We start from the raw sequence: 16,111 nt of genomic DNA, 5'->3' as shown, positions 1-16,111 counted from the left end.
CTGACATGCCTCGCAGCCTGAAGAAGGGCCCCTTCGTCGACGACCACCTCATGAAGAAGGTGGACGCCGAGAACGAGAAGGGCTCGCACAACGTCATCAAGACCTGGTCGCGCCGCTCGATGATCGTGCCGGCGATGATCGGTCACACGATCGCGGTGCACGACGGTCGCAAGCACGTCCCGGTCTTCGTGTCCGACTCCATGGTCGGCCACAAGCTGGGCGAGTTCGCTCCCACCCGCACCTACAAGGGTCACGTCAAGGAAGACCGGAAGGGACGCCGTCGATGAGCACCACCGAGCGCACGCGCACGAGCGCCCGTCGCGAGTCGGTGCTGGGTGACCAGCCCGGTGCCTTCGCGACCGCGCGGTTCACGCGCATCACCCCGATGAAGGCGCGCCGCGTCGTCGACCTGGTCCGCGGTCTTCCCGTGGGCGAGGCGCACGCCACGCTGTCCTTCGCGCCGCAGGCCGCGGCCGCGACCGTCCTGAAGGTCCTGGAGTCGGCTGTCGCCAACGCCGAGACCACCGAGGGCCTCGACGCCGACGACCTGGTCGTCTCGGTGGCGATGGTCGACGAGGGTCCGACCATGAAGCGCTGGCGTCCCCGCGCCCAGGGTCGCGCCACCCGCATCAACAAGCGGACCAGCCACATCACGCTGGCCGTCCAGCCGGCCGATGTCGTCGCCGCGAAGAAGAAGAACGGGAAGGGTGCCTGATGGGCCAGAAGATCAACCCGAACGGCTTCCGTCTGGGCGTGTCCACGGACCACAAGTCCCGCTGGTACGCCGACAAGCTGTACAAGTCCTACGTCGGTGAGGACGTGGCGATCCGCAAGCTGCTCAGCAAGGGCATGGAGCGGGCCGGCATCTCCAAGGTCGAGATCGAGCGGACCCGGGACCGCGTGCGGGTGGACATCCACACCGCTCGTCCGGGCATCGTCATCGGCCGCCGCGGCGCCGAGGCCGACCGCATCCGCGGTGAGCTCGAGAAGCTCACGGGCAAGCAGGTCCAGCTGAACATCCTCGAGGTCAAGAACCCCGAGGTCGACGCCCAGCTGGTCGCCCAGGGCGTGGCCGAGCAGCTCTCCGGCCGCGTGCAGTTCCGTCGCGCGATGCGCAAGGCGATGCAGACCACGATGCGCTCGGGTGCCAAGGGCATCCGGATCCAGTGCTCGGGTCGCCTCAACGGCGCCGAGATGTCGCGCACGGAGTTCTACCGCGAGGGCCGCGTGCCCCTGCACACCCTGCGTGCCGACATCGACTACGGCTTCTACGAGGCCCGCACGACCTTCGGCCGCATCGGCGTGAAGGTCTGGATCTACAAGGGTGAGGTGTCCGGCTCCCGTGCCGAGCGCCAGGCGCAGGCCGCCGCCCGCGCCGGTGTCCCCGGTCGCAGCGGTCGTCCCTCGCGCGGTGGTGACCGTCCGAGCCGTGGCTCGCGCGGCGACCGCCCCACCCGTGCCGACCGCGAGCAGCAGACCGAGGCCCCGGCCGAGGCCGCTGCTCCCGCCGAGACCACTTCGGAGGCCTGAGTCATGCTGATGCCCCGTCGCGTCAAGCACCGCAAGCAGCACCACCCCAAGCGGAACGGGATGGCCAAGGGCGGCACCTCGCTCGCCTTCGGCGACTTCGGTATCCAGGCGATCGAGGGTCACTACGTGACCAACCGCCAGATCGAGTCGGCCCGTATCGCCATGACCCGCCACATCAAGCGTGGCGGCAAGGTGTGGATCAACATCTACCCCGACCGCCCGCTCACCAAGAAGCCCGCCGAGACCCGCATGGGTTCCGGCAAGGGCTCGCCCGAGTGGTGGGTCGCCAACGTCAAGCCCGGCCGCGTCATGTTCGAGCTCTCCGGTGTCCCGGAGGACGTCGCCCGCGAGGCCATGCGCCGCGCGATGCACAAGCTGCCCATGAAGTGCCGGTTCGTGTCCCGAGAGGCGGGTGAATTCTGATGGCCAACGGTGTGAAGGCCCACGAGCTCGACGACCTGAACGACGTCGACCTGGAGTCCCGCCTGCGCGAGGCCAAGGAGGAGCTGTTCAACCTCCGTTTCCAGGCGGCCACCGGCCAGCTGGAGAGCCACGGCCGGCTGCGCACGGTCAAGAAGGACATCGCCCGGATCTACACCGTGGTGCGTGAGCGCGAGCTCGGCATCCGGACCGCGCCGGGCACGAGCAGCGAGGACGAGAAGTGAGCGAGAGCCAGACCCAGGAGCGGAACAGCCGCAAGGTCCGCGAGGGCCTCGTGGTCAGCGACAAGATGGACAAGACCGTGGTCGTGTCCGTCGAGGACCGCGTCAAGCACGCGCTGTACGGCAAGGTCATGCGCCGCACCAGCAAGCTGAAGGCCCACGACGAGGCCAACGACTGTGGCATCGGCGACCGGGTCCTCATCATGGAGACCCGTCCGCTGTCGGCCACGAAGCGCTGGCGCGTCGTCGAGATCCTCGAGCGCGCCAAGTGACTCCTCGCCCCTGAGGCGAGAACGACCCATGAAGTTCGGCCAGGCTCACCGACCACCGCGTCGCTGAGAACCGGCACGACGACCAGGAGAGAAAATGATTCAGCAGGAGTCGCGGCTCAAGGTCGCCGACAACACCGGTGCGAAGGAGATCCTCTGCATCCGTGTTCTCGGCGGCTCGGGCCGTCGCTACGCCGGGATCGGCGACACCATCGTCGCCACCGTCAAGGACGCCATCCCGGGTGGCAACGTCAAGAAGGGCGACGTCGTCAAGGCCGTCGTCGTGCGCACCGTCAAGGAGCGCCGCCGGCCCGACGGGTCCTACATCCGCTTCGACGAGAACGCTGCGGTGATCCTCAAGAACGACGGCGAGCCGCGAGGCACCCGCATCTTCGGCCCCGTGGGCCGCGAGCTGCGTGACAAGAAGTTCATGAAGATCATCTCGCTCGCCCCGGAGGTGCTCTGAGCCATGGGGAAGAACAGCGTGAACATCAAGAAGGGTGACACCGTCAAGGTGATCGCCGGCAAGGACAAGGGTGCCGAGGGCAAGGTCATCCAGGTGCTCCGCGAGGAGCAGCGGGTGATCGTCGAGGGCGTCAACCGGATCAAGAAGCACACCAAGGTCGTCAACCAGGGCGGCCGTGCGGGCACCACCGGCGGGATCATCACCGCCGAGGCGCCGATCCACGTGTCCAACGTGATGCTCGTCGAGGGCGACGGGGTCACCCGCATCGGCTTCAAGCGCGAGCAGGTCACCAAGCGGCGCCCCGACGGCTCGACGTACGAGGCCGAGCGCAGCGTGCGCATCTCGCGCAAGACCGGCAAGGAGATCTGAGATGACCGAGACCACCGAGAACCCGGTGATCTCCGCCAAGGTGCCGCCGCGTCTGAAGACCCGGTACCGCGAGGAGATCCTCCCGGCGCTCCAGTCCGAGTTCGACATCAAGAACGTCATGCAGGTGCCCGGCCTGACCAAGATCGTGGTCAACATGGGTGTCGGCGAGGCGGCTCGTGACTCCAAGCTGATCGAGGGCGCCGTGCGCGACCTCACCGCGATCACCGGCCAGAAGCCGACCGTGACCAAGGCCCGCAAGTCCATCGCGCAGTTCAAGCTGCGCGAGGGCATGCCGATCGGCGCGCACGTCACGCTGCGCGGCGACCGCATGTGGGAGTTCGCCGACCGGCTGCTCTCGCTCGCGCTGCCCCGCATCCGCGACTTCCGTGGCCTCTCGCCCAAGCAGTTCGACGGTCGCGGCAACTACACCTTCGGTCTCACCGAGCAGGTCATGTTCCACGAGATCGACCAGGACAAGATCGACCGGTCGCGCGGCATGGACATCACCGTCGTGACCACCGCGACCACCGACGACCAGGGCCGCGCGCTGCTCAAGCAGCTCGGCTTCCCCTTCAAGGAGAACTGACATGGCGAAGACCGCTCTGAAGGTCAAGGCCGCGCGCAAGCCCAAGTTCGCGGTCCGTGGCTACACCCGCTGCCAGCGCTGCGGCCGGCCCAAGGCCGTCTACCGCAAGTTCGGCCTGTGCCGGATCTGCCTGCGCGAGATGGCCCACCGCGGGGAGCTCCCCGGCGTGACCAAGTCCTCCTGGTAACACCTCACCCACGTTGAAGGTCGCCGGCGCCCCGGCGCGGCGAAACCACTTCGAGAAAGAACCCACATCATGACGATGACTGACCCGATCGCAGACATGCTGACCCGTCTGCGCAACGCCAACCAGGCGTACCACGACTCGGTGTCGATGCCCTACAGCAAGCTCAAGCAGGGCGTGGCCGACATCCTCCAGCAGGAGGGCTACATCACCTCCTACGCCGTGGCCGACCCGGCCGAGGGCGAGGTCGGCAAGACGCTGACCATCACGCTGAAGTACGGCCGCAACCGTGAGCGCTCCATCGCTGGCGTGCGTCGCATCAGCAAGCCCGGTCTGCGTGTCTACGCCAAGCACACCGGCCTCCCGAAGGTCCTCGGTGGCCTGGGCGTCGCGATCATCTCGACGAGCCAGGGTCTGCTGACCGACCGCCAGGCCAACCAGAAGGGCGTGGGTGGGGAAGTCCTCGCCTACGTCTGGTGACGAGAGAGACGAGAGGAGAAGAACGCATGTCGCGCATTGGCAAGCTCCCCGTCCCGGTCCCGTCCGGTGTCGATGTCTCGATCGACGGCGCCGTCGTGACCGTCAAGGGCCCCAAGGGCACCCTGACGCACTCGGTCGCCGCCCCGATCGTCGTCGAGAAGGGCGAGGGCGTCCTCGACGTCAAGCGTCCCGACGACGAGCGTGAGTCCAAGTCGCTCCACGGCCTGACCCGCACGCTGGTCAACAACATGGTCGTGGGCGTCACCGAGGGCTACGAGAAGAAGCTCGAGATCGTGGGCGTCGGCTACCGGGTCCTGTCCAAGGGCCCGACGCAGCTGGAGTTCCAGCTCGGCTACAGCCACCCGATCATCTTCGACGCCCCGGAGGGCATCACCTTCGCGGTCGAGGGTCCGACCAAGCTCGGTGTCCAGGGCATCGACAAGCAGCTGGTCGGCGAGGTCGCCGCGAACATCCGCAAGCTCCGCAAGCCCGAGCCGTACAAGGGCAAGGGCGTGCGCTACGCCGGCGAGCACATCCGCCGCAAGGTCGGAAAGGCTGGTAAGTGACCATGGGTATCGCGCTGTCGAACCACAAGCACACCGCTACCAGGACCCGGGCGCGCCTGCGCCGCCAGGTCCGTGGTCGCAAGAAGATCCAGGGCACCGCAGAGCGTCCGCGCTTGGTCGTCACCCGCTCGTCCAAGCACATCTCCGTCCAGGTCGTCGACGACCTGGTCGGCAAGACGCTGGCCAGCGCCTCCACCATGGAGGCCGACGTGCGGTCCACGACCGGCGACAAGACCGCCAAGGCGAAGAAGGTCGGCGAGCTCGTCGCCGAGCGCGCCAAGGCTGCTGGGGTCGACGGGGTCGTCTTCGACCGCGCCGGCAACAAGTACCACGGTCGCGTCGCGGCCCTGGCCGACGCCGCCCGTGAGGGCGGCCTGACCTTCTGATCGCACGAAGAGCAAGAGAGAAGAGGAAAGTCTCATGAGCGGAGCCCAGCGCGGACAGCGCGGTGGCGAGCGCCGTGGACGCGACGACCGTCGCGGCAACCAGGGCGCGGACAAGACCGCCTACATCGAGCGCGTCGTTGCGATCAACCGTGTCGCCAAGGTCGTGAAGGGTGGTCGTCGCTTCAGCTTCACCGCCCTCGTGGTCGTCGGCGACGGTGAGGGTCTGGTCGGCGTCGGCTACGGCAAGGCCAAGGAGGTGCCCGCGGCGATCGCCAAGGGTGTCGAGGAGGCGAAGAAGAACTTCTTCCGCGTCCCCCGCATCCAGGGCACCATCCCGCACCCGGTCCAGGGCGAGAAGGCGGCCGGTGTCGTCATGCTGCGTCCGGCCGCGCCCGGTACCGGTGTGATCGCCGGTGGCCCGGTGCGTGCGGTGCTCGAGTGCGCCGGCATCCACGACATCCTGAGCAAGTCGCTCGGGTCGTCGAACCAGATCAACATCGTGCACGCGACCGTCGAGGCGCTGCGGATGCTCGAGCAGCCCGAGGCCGTCGCGGCCCGTCGTGGCCTCACCGTCGAGGAGGTCACCCCGGCTGCGCTGCTCAAGGCGCGCATCGAGGTCCCCGCCGGTGTGTCGCAGGAGGTGTCCTCCTGATGGCTCAGCTGAAGATCCAGCAGATGAAGTCGACGATCGGCAGCAAGCCCAACCAGCGCGAGACCGTGCGCACGCTCGGTCTCAAGCGCATCGGCGATGTCGTCGTCAAGGAGGACCGCCCGGAGATCCGGGGCATGGTCCAGGCCGTCCGTCACCTGGTGACGGTCGAGGAGGTCGAGTGACATGACGCTCAAGCTTCACAACCTCAAGCCGGCGCCCGGCGCCAAGACCGCCAAGACCCGCGTGGGTCGCGGTGAGGCGTCCAAGGGCAAGACCGCCGGTCGCGGTACCAAGGGCACCAAGGCCCGCTACCAGGTCCCGGTCGCCTTCGAGGGTGGCCAGATGCCGATCCACATGCGGCTCCCCAAGCTGAAGGGCTTCAAGAACCCCTTCAAGGTGGAGTTCCAGGTCGTCAACCTCGACAAGATCAGCGCGCTGTTCCCCGAGGGTGGCGCCGTGACGGTCGAGGACCTGGTCGCCAAGGGTGCGGTCCGCCGCAACCAGCCGGTCAAGGTGCTCGGCCAGGGCGAGATCTCGGTCAAGGTCGACGTGACCGCGAACGCGTTCTCCGCCTCCGCGGTCACCAAGATCGAGGCCGCGGGCGGCTCGACCACCACGGTCTGACGCAGTCTCCGACGCAAGGGCGCGGGCAGCACCGCCACTCGGCGGCGCTCCCGCGCCTTTGCTGTAGGAGCACCTGACCGGTCCGACGGGAGACCGCCTGTTAGGCTTCCCGAGGCTTCCTGGGCACGCCCTGGGAGCCACACCTGTGTGGAGAAAGAGGAACTCGTGCTCGGCGCCTTCGCCAATGCTTTCAGGACGCCCGACCTGCGTCGCAAGCTGCTGTTCGTCCTGATGATCATCGTGATCTTCCGGGCCGGCTCGCAGCTGCCGGCCCCGGGTGTCAACGTCGCCAACGTCCAGCAGTGCATCGACCTGGCAGCCAGCGGCGACAACGCCAGCCTCTACAGCCTGGTGAACCTCTTCTCCGGTGGAGCACTGCTCCAGCTCACGGTGTTCGCGCTCGGGATCATGCCCTACATCACCGCGAGCATCATCCTGCAGCTGCTCGTCGTGGTGATCCCCCGGCTGGAGGCCCTCAAGAAGGAGGGCCAGGCCGGCCAGACCAAGATCACGCAGTACACCCGTTACCTCACCCTCGGCCTCGCGCTCCTGCAGGCCACGGGCATCGTGGCGCTGGCCCGCTCGGGCAGCCTGCTGCAGTGCAACCTCGACCTGCTGCACTCCGACAGCACCTCGACCTTCCTGGTGATGGTCGTGACCATGACCGCGGGCACCGCGGTGATCATGTGGCTCGGCGAGCTCATCACCGAGCGCGGCGTCGGCAACGGCATGTCCATCCTCATCTTCTGCCAGGTCGTCGCGACCTTCCCCGGCGCGCTGTGGGAGGTCGGCAAGAGCCAGGGCTGGTGGACCTTCGGCGTCGTGCTCGCCATCGGTCTGGTCATCGTCGCGGCCGTCATCTTCATCGAGCAGGCGCAGCGCCGCATCCCGGTCCAGTACGCGCGCCGCATGGTCGGTCGCAAGATGTTCGGCGGCAGCTCGACCTACATCCCGCTCAAGGTCAACCAGGCCGGCATCATCCCGGTCATCTTCGCCAGCTCCCTGCTCTACCTGCCCGCCATGGCGGTGCAGTTCAACCAGGAGAGCACCTCGGGCTGGGTCACCTGGGTCAGCCGTTACTTCGTCACCGGCGACCACCCGTTCTACATGGCGGCCTACTTCGGCCTCATCGTCTTCTTCACCTACTTCTACGTGTCGATCACCTTCAACCCGCACGAGGTGGCCGACAACATGAAGAAGTACGGCGGCTTCATCCCCGGGATCCGGGCGGGCAAGCCGACCGAGGACTACCTGTCCTACGTCCTGTCCCGCATCACGCTGCCCGGCGCCCTCTACCTGGGTCTGATCGCCCTCATCCCGCTGATCGCCCTGGTCCTGATCAACGCGAACCAGAACTTCCCGTTCGGTGGCACGTCCATCCTCATCATGGTCGGCGTCGCCCTCGACACGGTGAAGCAGATCGAGAGCCAGCTCCAGCAGCGCAACTACGAAGGATTCCTTCGCTGATGAGAATGATCTTCATGGGGCCTCCGGGGGCCGGCAAGGGCACCCAGGCCGCGGTCGTCGCCGAGAAGTACGGCATCCCCGCCATCTCGACCGGCGACATCTTCCGGGCCAACGTGGGCGAGGGGACCCCGCTGGGCCTGGAGGCCAAGCGCTACATGGACGCCGGCGAGTACGTCCCGGACTCGGTCACCAACAACATGGTGCGCGACCGGCTCGCCCAGCCCGACGCGGAGCCCGGCTTCCTGCTCGACGGCTACCCGCGCACCCTGGCCCAGGTCGAGGAGCTCGACGGCATGCTCGCCGCCTCCGGCGCCTCGCTGGACGCCGTGGTCGTGCTGACCGTCGACTCCGAGGAGCTCGTGCAGCGGCTGCTCAAGCGCGCCGAGACCAGCGGCCGCTCCGACGACACCGAAGAGGTCATCCGGCACCGCCAGGACGTCTACACCGAGCAGACCGCCCCGTTGATCGACGTCTACCGCGACCGTGGCCTGCTGCTCGAGGTCGACGGTCTCGGCGAGGTCACCGAGGTCTCCGAGCGCATCTTCACCGCGCTCGACGGCGTCTCGCGCGGCTGACCCGCACCGGCACCACATGGGACTGCTCGACCGCGGCCTGGAGATCAAGGACCGCGACCAGATCCGGCTGATGCGTCGCGCGGGCCTGGTCGTGGGGGAGACCCTGGAGCTGCTGCGGTCCTCGGTCCGCGCCGGCATCAGCACCGCCGAGCTCGACGCGATCGCCGAGGACAACATCCGTTCCAGCGGTGCCGTGCCGTCCTTCAAGGGCTACCACGGGTTCCCGGGGTCGATCTGCGCCTCGGTCAACGACGAGGTCGTGCACGGCATCCCCGGCGAGCGGGTGCTCGCCGAGGGTGACGTGATCTCCATCGACTGCGGCGCGATCGTCGAGGGCTGGCACGGCGACGCCGCCACCACCGTCGCGGTCGGGGAGGTTCCTGCCGAGGTGACCGCGCTCTCGGAGGTCACCCGGCAGGCCATGTGGCGCGGCATCGCCGCCGCCCGCCTGGGGGGTCGGGTCACCGACATCTCGCACGCGATCGAGACCCACGTGCGGGCCAGCGGTGACTACGGCATCCTCGAGGACTACGTCGGCCACGGGATCGGCTCGGCCATGCACCAGCCGCCCAACGTGCCCAACTACGGCCGCCCCGGGCGCGGCCCGCGCCTGGTGGAGGGCCTGGCCCTGGCCGTCGAGCCGATGATCACCCTCGGCGGCAAGGACACCGACGTCCTCGAGGACGATTGGACCGTGGTGACCAGCGACGGCTCCTGGGCCGCCCACCACGAGCACAGCTTCACCCTGACGCCGCAGGGCGCCTGGGTGCTGACCGCCCTCGACGGCGGAGAGGCCGAGCTCACCGCGCTCGGCGTCCCCTTCGGTCCGCTCGCGGACTGACCACCGCCTGACCGCCGCCTGACGCCGCTCACGGACCGCCCCGCGGCGGTCCGTGGACGCCCGTGGATGCCGACCGGGTGAGGGGGCCGTGGCACACTGTGCGCGGAGGGGAGTATTCCCGTCACGGTGGTGTCGTCACCACGGTCGGCTCGGTCCGGCCCGGTGCCACCGGCTCGCGTCGCGAGCGGAAGAGACCTCCGGCCCATCGCCGTACCCCTCCACCCGACAGGAGTGACCTGTGGACGTCTCCACCCTCGAATGGACGATCACGATCGCGGTGACGATCGCCGTGCTCGCCTTCGACGTCGCCGTCATCGCCCGCAACCCGCACGAGCCCACGATGCGCGAGTGCACCGTGGCCTTCATCGCCTACATGAGCGCCGCGGCGGCCTTCGGTCTCTGGTTGATCTTCTTCCACGGCCCCGAGTGGGGCGTGGACTACTTCACCGGCTTCATCGTCGAGAAGAGCCTCTCGGTCGACAACCTCTTCGTCTTCATCGTGCTGATGGCCGCGCTCAAGGTCCCGCGCAAGTACCAGCAGGAGGCGCTGATGGTCGGCATCATCCTGGCGCTGGTCTTCCGCGGCATCTTCATCGCGCTGGGCTACCAGCTCGTCAGCAACTTCAGCTGGATCTTCTACGTCTTCGGCGCCTTCCTGGTCTACACGGCCGTGAACCTGGTCCGCAGCTACCGCAAGCACGAGGAGGAGCACCCGGAGGACAACCGGGTGGTCCAGTTCGCGCAGCGCCACCTCAACGTGGGCGAGGAGTACCGCGGGCTCAAGCTGTGGTGGAAGGACAACGGGGTCCGGGTCTTCTCCCCGATGCTCATCGTGATCCTGGCGCTGGGCGTCACCGACATCCTGTTCGCCCTGGACTCGATCCCCGCGATCTTCGGCATCACCGACGAGCCCTACCTGGTCTTCACCGCCAACGTCTTCGCGCTGATGGGCCTACGCCAGCTCTACTTCCTCATCGGCGGGCTGCTCAAGCGCCTGGTCTACCTCTCCCTGGGTCTGGCCTTCATCCTCGGCTGGATCGGCGTCAAGCTCTTCATCCACGCCGCCTACAAGGGCGGGCTGCTGGACTGGGAGGTGCCCACGCTGCTCAGCCTGGTGGTCATCCTCGTCGCACTGACGATCACGGCCGTCGCGAGCCTGGCCGCGTCCCGCGGCGACGAGGAGCTCGAGGTCGCCCCGACCGAGGGCGACGCCGTCGTCCCGCCCGCACCGCAGCCCGCCGAGCGCGGCGAGCGCGGGTCCGGCGACGGGGAATAGTCCTCGGCGCGACGCCGCTGTGCCGGGGGTGAGCACCCCCAGCCTGTCCGTCCTGGACCTCGTCCCGGTCCGCACCGACCAGTCGACCGCCGACGCCCTCGCCGCCAGCCTCTCGCTGGCACGGGTCGCCGACGGGGCCGGCTACCGCCGCTACTGGGTGGCCGAGCACCACAACATGCCGGCCGTGGCGGCGACCAACCCGCCGGTGCTGATGGGGCTGATCGCCTCGGCGACCTCGCGGATCCGGGTCGGGTCGGGCGGGGTGATGCTGCCCAACCACGCACCGTTGGTGGTCGCCGAGCAGGTGGCCCTGCTGGAGGCAGCCTTCCCGGGCCGGGTCGACCTCGGCATCGGTCGGGCACCGGGCACCGACCCGCTGAAGGCGACCCCGGGCGCCGCGTCGGCCGCCGACGTGTGGCTCCTCGGCTCCTCGGACTACTCCGCCCGGCTGGCCGCGGCCAAGGGCCTGCCCTACGTCTTCGCGCACCACTTCTCCGGTCAGGGGACCGCCGAGGCCCTGGAGACCTACCGCCGCGAGTTCCGCCCCTCCGAGCACCTCGACGCCCCGCGCACCTTCCTCACCGTCAACGCCGTGGTGGCCGACACCGAGGAGGAGGCGCGCCGCCTGGCGCTGCCCAACCAGCTGATGATGCTCGCGCTGCGGACCGGCCAGCCACTGGCGCCGCAGCTGCTGGTCGAGGAGGCCGAGGCCGTGGAGCTGCCCGCGCAGCACCGCGAGCTGGTCGACAAGATGGCGGCCCGCTGGGTTGTGGGCGACCCCGGGCAGGCGGCCAGCGCCCTGGCGGGGTTGGCGGCGTCGTACGACGTCGACGAGGTGATGCTGCACCCGGTCGCGGGGGCGTACGCCGGCACCGACCCGCGCAGTGCGCCCACCCGGGAGGCCACCCTCCGGCTCGCGGCCGATTGGGTTCTGGCCGGACGATGAGGCTAGACTCGCCTGTCGGCCCAACGTGGGTCTGTCTCGTGGCGCCTCGCGGCTGCCCGGACCACCTGGTGGAGCTCCTTCCCGGAGCACTGCCACGTGCGTGCGGGTGAGGCTCCCGGACGACTGCACGAGGTCCACCTCGCACCGGTCTGACCGGTCGGGGAGGTTCCCGGGCCACCCGCCCGACACCCGTCGAGCGGTGCTGTCCAAGGTAGACCGACCAAACACGGATTGTGGAGGACATGCCGAAGAAAGAAGGCGTGATCGAGATCGAGGGCACCGTCATCGAGGCCCTGCCGAATGCCATGTTCCGCGTCGAGCTGAGCAACGGGCACAAGGTTCTCGCCCACATCAGCGGCAAGATGCGCCAGCACTACATCCGGATCCTCCCCGAGGACCGCGTGGTGGTGGAGCTCTCGCCGTACGACCTCACCCGGGGTCGGATCGTCTACCGGTACAAGTAAGCCGGATACGAAAGGGCCTCACATGAAGGTCAAGCCCAGCGTCAAGAAGATCTGCGACAAGTGCCAGGTGATCCGTCGCCACGGCCGCGTCATGGTGATCTGCAGCAACCCGCGGCACAAGCAGCGCCAGGGCTGAGACCCCGCCATCGCGCGGGCTCACCCGAGCCGCACCACAACTGAACACCTACACAACGTGATCGCTTAGCCGCTCCCCCCGAGAGATCGGGCGCGGCGAACCACCTCCGGAGCAGACGGCCGGAGCCGGCATGAGACACCGGGCGCGACACGACCGACACCGCTGCGAACCACTGAAAGGCCATCGACATGGCACGCCTCGTCGGTGTCGACCTTCCGCGCGACAAGCGCATCGAGGTCGCACTCACCTACATCTACGGCATCGGCCGTACCACCGCCCAGAAGCTGCTCGCCGAGACCGGCGTGAGCCCCGACCTGCGGGTTCACGAGCTCGGCGACGAGGAGCTGGTCAAGCTCCGCGACGCGATCGAGGCCTCCTACAAGATCGAGGGTGACCTCCGTCGTGAGGTCCAGGCCGACATCCGTCGCAAGATCGAGATCGGCAGCTACCAGGGCCGCCGCCACCGCATGGGTCTGCCCGTGCGCGGCCAGCGGACCAAGACCAACGCGCGTACCCGCAAGGGCCCCAAGCGCACGGTTGCCGGCAAGAAGAAGGCGAAGTGACGCTGCGCTGACGCGCGCGTCCTCGTCTCCCACGAGCTTCCAGACCAGACCACCTCAGGAGTAGTTGCATGCCTCCCAAGAGCCGCACCGCGGCCGGCGCCAAGAAGGTGCGCCGCAAGGAGAAGAAGAACGTCGCCCAGGGCGAGGCCCACATCAAGAGCACGTTCAACAACACCATCGTCACGATCACCGACCCGACCGGTGCGGTGATCTCGTGGGCGTCCGCCGGCACCGTCGGCTTCAAGGGCTCCCGCAAGTCCACCCCGTTCGCCGCGCAGATGGCCGCCGAGGCCGCTGGTCGCCGCGCGATGGAGCACGGCATGAAGAAGATCGACGTCTTCGTCAAGGGCCCCGGTTCGGGCCGCGAGACGGCGATCCGGTCCCTGGGTGCGATCGGCCTCGAGGTCGGCACCATCCAGGACGTCACGCCCACGCCCCACAACGGCTGCCGCCCGCCCAAGCGCCGCCGCGTCTGACCACGCCTGAAGCGAACAGGAGAACTTGAGAGATGGCCCGTTACACCGGCCCCATGACCCGCAAGTCCCGCCGCCTCGGCGTGGACCTCGTCGGTGGCGACGCCGCGTTCGAGCGTCGTCCCTACGCGCCCGGCCAGCACGGCCGTGCGCGCGTGAAGGAGAGCGAGTACCGCGCTCAGCTGCAGGAGAAGCAGAAGGCCCGCTTCACCTACGGCGTGATGGAGAAGCAGTTCCACAACTACTACGTCGAGGCCTCGCGCCGCAGCGGCAAGACGGGTGACAACCTGCTGCAGATGCTGGAGTGCCGCCTCGACAACGTGGTCTACCGCGCCGGCTTCGCCCGCACGCGCCGCCAGGCCCGCCAGCTCGTGGTCCACGGCCACTTCCTGGTCAACGGTCACAAGGTCGACATCCCGTCGTACCAGGTCTCCGCGCACGACATCATCGACGTGCGCGAGAAGTCCCTGGAGATGACCCCGTTCATCGTGGCTCGCGAGACCCACGGCGAGCGCGTCGTCCCGGCCTGGCTGCAGGTCCTGCCGAACCGCATGCGCGTCCTCGTGCACTCGCTCCCGATCCGTGCTCAGATCGACATCCCGGTCCAGGAGCAGCTGATCGTGGAGTTCTACTCCAAGAAGTGACCTCGTCGGTGCCGCCCCGGTCCAGGCCGGGGCGGCACCGTCAGCACTGCCACCCGCTCCACCTTCCTTCCACCTCGCAGTTCGGGCCCGTCAAATAGCGGTCGAGCCCGGAAAGGAAAGAACAAGTGCTCATCGCACAGCGCCCCACCCTGTCGGAAGAGACCGTCGACGAGTACCGCTCGCGGTTCGTCATCGAGCCTCTGGAGCCCGGCTTCGGCTACACCCTCGGCAACTCGCTCCGCCGCACCCTGCTGTCCTCGATCCCCGGTGCCTCGGTCACGAGCATCAAGATCGACAACGTCCTGCACGAGTTCTCCACCGTGGAGGGCGTCAAGGAGGACGTCACCGAGGTCATCCTCAACCTCAAGGCCCTCGTCGTCTCCTCCGAGCACGACGAGCCCGTCACGATGTACCTGCGCAAGTCCGGTGCCGGTGACGTCACCGCCGCCGACATCGCGCCCCCGGCCGGTGTCGAGGTGCACAACCCCGACCTGAAGATCGCCACCCTGTCCGACAAGGGCAAGCTGGAGATGGAGCTGGTCGTCGAGCGCGGCCGCGGCTACGTCTCGGCGGTCCAGAACAAGGGCGCCGACAACGAGATCGGCCGGATGCCGGTCGACTCGATCTACAGCCCCGTGCTGAAGGTGACCTACAAGGTCGAGGCCACCCGAGTCGAGCAGCGCACCGACTTCGACAAGCTGGTCATCGACGTCGAGACCAAGCCCTCGATCCGTCCCCGCGACGCGCTCGCCTCGGCGGGCAAGACCCTCGTCGAGCTCTTCGGCCTCGCCCGTGAGCTCAACGTCGAGGCCGAGGGCATCGACATCGGCCCCTCGCCGGTCGACGAGCAGCTCGCCGCCGACCTCGCCCTCCCGGTCGAGGACCTGCAGCTGACCGTCCGGTCCTACAACTGCCTCAAGCGCGAGGGCATCCACACCGTGGGTGAGCTCATCGGTCGCTCGGAGCAGGACCTGCTCGACATCCGCAACTTCGGTGCGAAGTCGATCGACGAGGTCAAGGCCAAGCTGGTCGAGATGGGTCTGTCCCTCAAGGACAGCGCCCCGGGCTTCGACCCGCACGCCGCCCTCGCGGCGTACTCCGACGACGACGATGATGCCTTCGTCGAGGACGAGCAGTACTGATCGCACAGCTGGCACGCACCTCGCGTCGTTGTCGGTCGGTCGACGCCCAAAAACGGGGCGCCTTCCCTCCCTCCGCCTCGCGAGGCACGCACCATCTGCACGATCAGCCATGAATAGAAACATCTACTCCGGTACCTGATACGGCCGGGGAGAATCGAGAGAGACATGCCCAAGCCCACCAAGGGTCCCCGCCTCGGCGGCAGCCCCTCGCACCAGCGCCTGATCCTGTCGAACCTGGCAACCGCCCTGTTCGAGAACGGTCGCATCACCACCACCGAGTCGCGCGCCCGTGCGCTGCGCCCGCTGGCGGAGAAGCTGATCACCAAGGCCAAGAAGGGTGACCTGCACAACCGCCGCGAGGTCCTCAAGACCATCCGCGACAAGGGTGTCGTGCACGTCCTGTTCACCGAGATCGCCCCGACCTTCTCCGAGCGTCCCGGTGGCTACACCCGGATCACCAAGATCGGCCCCCGCAAGGGCGACAACGCCCCCATGGCGGTCATCGAGCTGGTGACCGAGGCCTACTCGCCGAAGGCGCCCAAGGCCGCCCCGGCCGCTCCCGCCGCCCCGGCGGAGGAGCCTGTCGCCGAGGAGACCGTGGAGGAGACCGAGGTCGAGGAGACCGAGGCCCCCGAGGCTGCTGAGGAGACCGAGGCCCCCGAGGCCGAGGTGACCGAGGAGCCGGCCGAGGAGTCCGACAAGGAGTCCGACAAGGAGTCCGACAAGGCCTGAGCCACGCCGCGTCGTACGTTCGCCCCACCCGCAGCAGCGGGTGGGGCGTTCGTCGTCTCCGGGCGGGCAGGGCGGGTC

Annotated in this window: 28 protein-coding genes; all 28 read left to right on the top strand. The window is 68.3% G+C overall.

What is annotated here, in order from left to right:
* Nucleotides 1-5 precede the first annotated feature (5 nt).
* The 28 genes from rpsS to rplQ all read left to right on the top strand — a co-directional run bounded on the left by rpsS (nucleotide 6) and on the right by rplQ (nucleotide 16,033).
* Nucleotides 6-287, top strand: a complete 282-nt coding sequence (gene rpsS / locus A6R01_RS08465) for a 30S ribosomal protein S19 (RefSeq protein WP_179532009.1) — start codon at nucleotides 6-8, stop codon at nucleotides 285-287.
* Nucleotides 284-715, top strand: a complete 432-nt coding sequence (gene rplV / locus A6R01_RS08460) for a 50S ribosomal protein L22 (protein ID WP_292605018.1) — start codon at nucleotides 284-286, stop codon at nucleotides 713-715. The genes rpsS and rplV overlap by 4 nt, the downstream gene beginning before the upstream one ends.
* On the top strand, nucleotides 715-1,530 hold the full coding sequence (gene rpsC, locus A6R01_RS08455) for a 30S ribosomal protein S3 (RefSeq protein WP_292605017.1): 816 nt from the start codon (nucleotides 715-717) through the stop codon (nucleotides 1,528-1,530). Before rplV ends, rpsC begins: the two co-directional genes overlap by 1 nt.
* 3 nt (nucleotides 1,531-1,533) lie before the next feature.
* Nucleotides 1,534-1,953, top strand: coding sequence for a 50S ribosomal protein L16 (rplP, locus tag A6R01_RS08450; protein WP_292605016.1), 420 nt, complete (start codon nucleotides 1,534-1,536; stop codon nucleotides 1,951-1,953).
* Nucleotides 1,953-2,195: a 50S ribosomal protein L29 gene (rpmC, locus tag A6R01_RS08445; protein ID WP_179532005.1), complete on the top strand. Its 243-nt coding sequence runs from the start codon at nucleotides 1,953-1,955 to the stop codon at nucleotides 2,193-2,195. Before rplP ends, rpmC begins: the two co-directional genes overlap by 1 nt.
* Complete coding sequence (gene rpsQ / locus A6R01_RS08440; protein WP_292605015.1) at nucleotides 2,192-2,464, top strand: 30S ribosomal protein S17; 273 nt, start codon at nucleotides 2,192-2,194, stop codon at nucleotides 2,462-2,464. The genes rpmC and rpsQ overlap by 4 nt, the downstream gene beginning before the upstream one ends.
* Before the next feature lie 94 nt (nucleotides 2,465-2,558).
* On the top strand, nucleotides 2,559-2,927 hold the full coding sequence (rplN, locus tag A6R01_RS08435) for a 50S ribosomal protein L14 (protein WP_136569994.1): 369 nt from the start codon (nucleotides 2,559-2,561) through the stop codon (nucleotides 2,925-2,927).
* A 3-nt stretch (nucleotides 2,928-2,930) separates the two neighbouring features.
* The gene (rplX, locus tag A6R01_RS08430; RefSeq protein ID WP_218842416.1) at nucleotides 2,931-3,296 is read left to right on the top strand and encodes a 50S ribosomal protein L24; all 366 of its coding nucleotides are present in this window, start codon (nucleotides 2,931-2,933) and stop codon (nucleotides 3,294-3,296) included.
* 1 nt (nucleotide 3,297) lies between these two features.
* A complete protein-coding gene (gene rplE, locus A6R01_RS08425; RefSeq protein WP_218842415.1) occupies nucleotides 3,298-3,882 on the top strand; it encodes a 50S ribosomal protein L5 in 585 nt (194 codons plus the stop codon).
* Between the two features lies 1 nt (nucleotide 3,883).
* A complete protein-coding gene (locus A6R01_RS08420) occupies nucleotides 3,884-4,069 on the top strand; it encodes a type Z 30S ribosomal protein S14 (RefSeq protein WP_011757321.1) in 186 nt (61 codons plus the stop codon).
* Nucleotides 4,070-4,138: 69 nt separating this feature from the next.
* A complete protein-coding gene (rpsH, locus tag A6R01_RS08415; RefSeq protein WP_292605014.1) occupies nucleotides 4,139-4,546 on the top strand; it encodes a 30S ribosomal protein S8 in 408 nt (135 codons plus the stop codon).
* 26 nt (nucleotides 4,547-4,572) lie between these two features.
* Entirely contained in the window at nucleotides 4,573-5,112 is a 540-nt protein-coding gene (gene rplF, locus A6R01_RS08410) for a 50S ribosomal protein L6 (protein ID WP_292605013.1), read from the top strand.
* 2 nt (nucleotides 5,113-5,114) lie between these two features.
* Nucleotides 5,115-5,498 carry a 50S ribosomal protein L18 gene (gene rplR, locus A6R01_RS08405; RefSeq protein ID WP_292605032.1) on the top strand — a complete coding sequence of 128 codons (384 nt, stop codon included), beginning with the start codon at nucleotides 5,115-5,117 and terminating at the stop codon, nucleotides 5,496-5,498.
* Between the two features lie 34 nt (nucleotides 5,499-5,532).
* Entirely contained in the window at nucleotides 5,533-6,150 is a 618-nt protein-coding gene (rpsE, locus tag A6R01_RS08400) for a 30S ribosomal protein S5 (RefSeq protein WP_292605012.1), read from the top strand.
* On the top strand, nucleotides 6,150-6,332 hold the full coding sequence (gene rpmD / locus A6R01_RS08395) for a 50S ribosomal protein L30 (RefSeq protein ID WP_292605011.1): 183 nt from the start codon (nucleotides 6,150-6,152) through the stop codon (nucleotides 6,330-6,332). Before rpsE ends, rpmD begins: the two co-directional genes overlap by 1 nt.
* 1 nt (nucleotide 6,333) lies before the next feature.
* On the top strand, nucleotides 6,334-6,774 hold the full coding sequence (gene rplO, locus A6R01_RS08390; RefSeq protein ID WP_292605010.1) for a 50S ribosomal protein L15: 441 nt from the start codon (nucleotides 6,334-6,336) through the stop codon (nucleotides 6,772-6,774).
* Between the two features lie 165 nt (nucleotides 6,775-6,939).
* A complete protein-coding gene (gene secY, locus A6R01_RS08385) occupies nucleotides 6,940-8,241 on the top strand; it encodes a preprotein translocase subunit SecY (protein ID WP_292605031.1) in 1,302 nt (433 codons plus the stop codon).
* Nucleotides 8,241-8,816 carry an adenylate kinase gene (locus tag A6R01_RS08380; protein ID WP_292605009.1) on the top strand — a complete coding sequence of 192 codons (576 nt, stop codon included), beginning with the start codon at nucleotides 8,241-8,243 and terminating at the stop codon, nucleotides 8,814-8,816. The genes secY and A6R01_RS08380 overlap by 1 nt, the downstream gene beginning before the upstream one ends.
* Nucleotides 8,817-8,832: 16 nt before the next feature.
* Nucleotides 8,833-9,657 (top strand): type I methionyl aminopeptidase, encoded by an 825-nt coding sequence (gene map, locus A6R01_RS08375; RefSeq protein WP_292605008.1) that lies wholly within the window; start codon nucleotides 8,833-8,835, stop codon nucleotides 9,655-9,657.
* Between the two features lie 238 nt (nucleotides 9,658-9,895).
* Nucleotides 9,896-10,933: a TerC family protein gene (locus A6R01_RS08370; protein WP_292605007.1), complete on the top strand. Its 1,038-nt coding sequence runs from the start codon at nucleotides 9,896-9,898 to the stop codon at nucleotides 10,931-10,933.
* Nucleotides 10,934-10,961: 28 nt separating this feature from the next.
* Nucleotides 10,962-11,879, top strand: coding sequence for an LLM class flavin-dependent oxidoreductase (locus A6R01_RS08365; protein ID WP_292605006.1), 918 nt, complete (start codon nucleotides 10,962-10,964; stop codon nucleotides 11,877-11,879).
* A 242-nt stretch (nucleotides 11,880-12,121) separates the two neighbouring features.
* Nucleotides 12,122-12,343, top strand: coding sequence for a translation initiation factor IF-1 (gene infA / locus A6R01_RS08360; RefSeq protein ID WP_192140199.1), 222 nt, complete (start codon nucleotides 12,122-12,124; stop codon nucleotides 12,341-12,343).
* 22 nt (nucleotides 12,344-12,365) lie between these two features.
* A complete protein-coding gene (gene rpmJ / locus A6R01_RS08355) occupies nucleotides 12,366-12,479 on the top strand; it encodes a 50S ribosomal protein L36 (protein WP_136569981.1) in 114 nt (37 codons plus the stop codon).
* Nucleotides 12,480-12,667: 188 nt separating this feature from the next.
* Entirely contained in the window at nucleotides 12,668-13,042 is a 375-nt protein-coding gene (rpsM, locus tag A6R01_RS08350) for a 30S ribosomal protein S13 (protein ID WP_292605005.1), read from the top strand.
* Between the two features lie 68 nt (nucleotides 13,043-13,110).
* The gene (gene rpsK, locus A6R01_RS08345) at nucleotides 13,111-13,518 is read left to right on the top strand and encodes a 30S ribosomal protein S11 (protein ID WP_090849777.1); all 408 of its coding nucleotides are present in this window, start codon (nucleotides 13,111-13,113) and stop codon (nucleotides 13,516-13,518) included.
* 32 nt (nucleotides 13,519-13,550) lie between these two features.
* Nucleotides 13,551-14,159, top strand: coding sequence for a 30S ribosomal protein S4 (gene rpsD, locus A6R01_RS08340; protein WP_292605004.1), 609 nt, complete (start codon nucleotides 13,551-13,553; stop codon nucleotides 14,157-14,159).
* A 125-nt stretch (nucleotides 14,160-14,284) separates the two neighbouring features.
* Nucleotides 14,285-15,301 carry a DNA-directed RNA polymerase subunit alpha gene (locus A6R01_RS08335; protein ID WP_292605003.1) on the top strand — a complete coding sequence of 339 codons (1,017 nt, stop codon included), beginning with the start codon at nucleotides 14,285-14,287 and terminating at the stop codon, nucleotides 15,299-15,301.
* Between the two features lie 165 nt (nucleotides 15,302-15,466).
* A complete protein-coding gene (gene rplQ, locus A6R01_RS08330; protein WP_292605002.1) occupies nucleotides 15,467-16,033 on the top strand; it encodes a 50S ribosomal protein L17 in 567 nt (188 codons plus the stop codon).
* Nucleotides 16,034-16,111 lie beyond the last annotated feature (78 nt).

It is taken from the genome of Nocardioides sp. REDSEA-S30_B4 (assembly GCF_001627265.1).
Lineage (GTDB): Bacteria > Actinomycetota > Actinomycetes > Propionibacteriales > Nocardioidaceae > Nocardioides.
The sequence above is the reverse complement of the archived record's forward strand: the minus strand, read 5'-3'. Positions and strand labels throughout refer to the sequence as shown.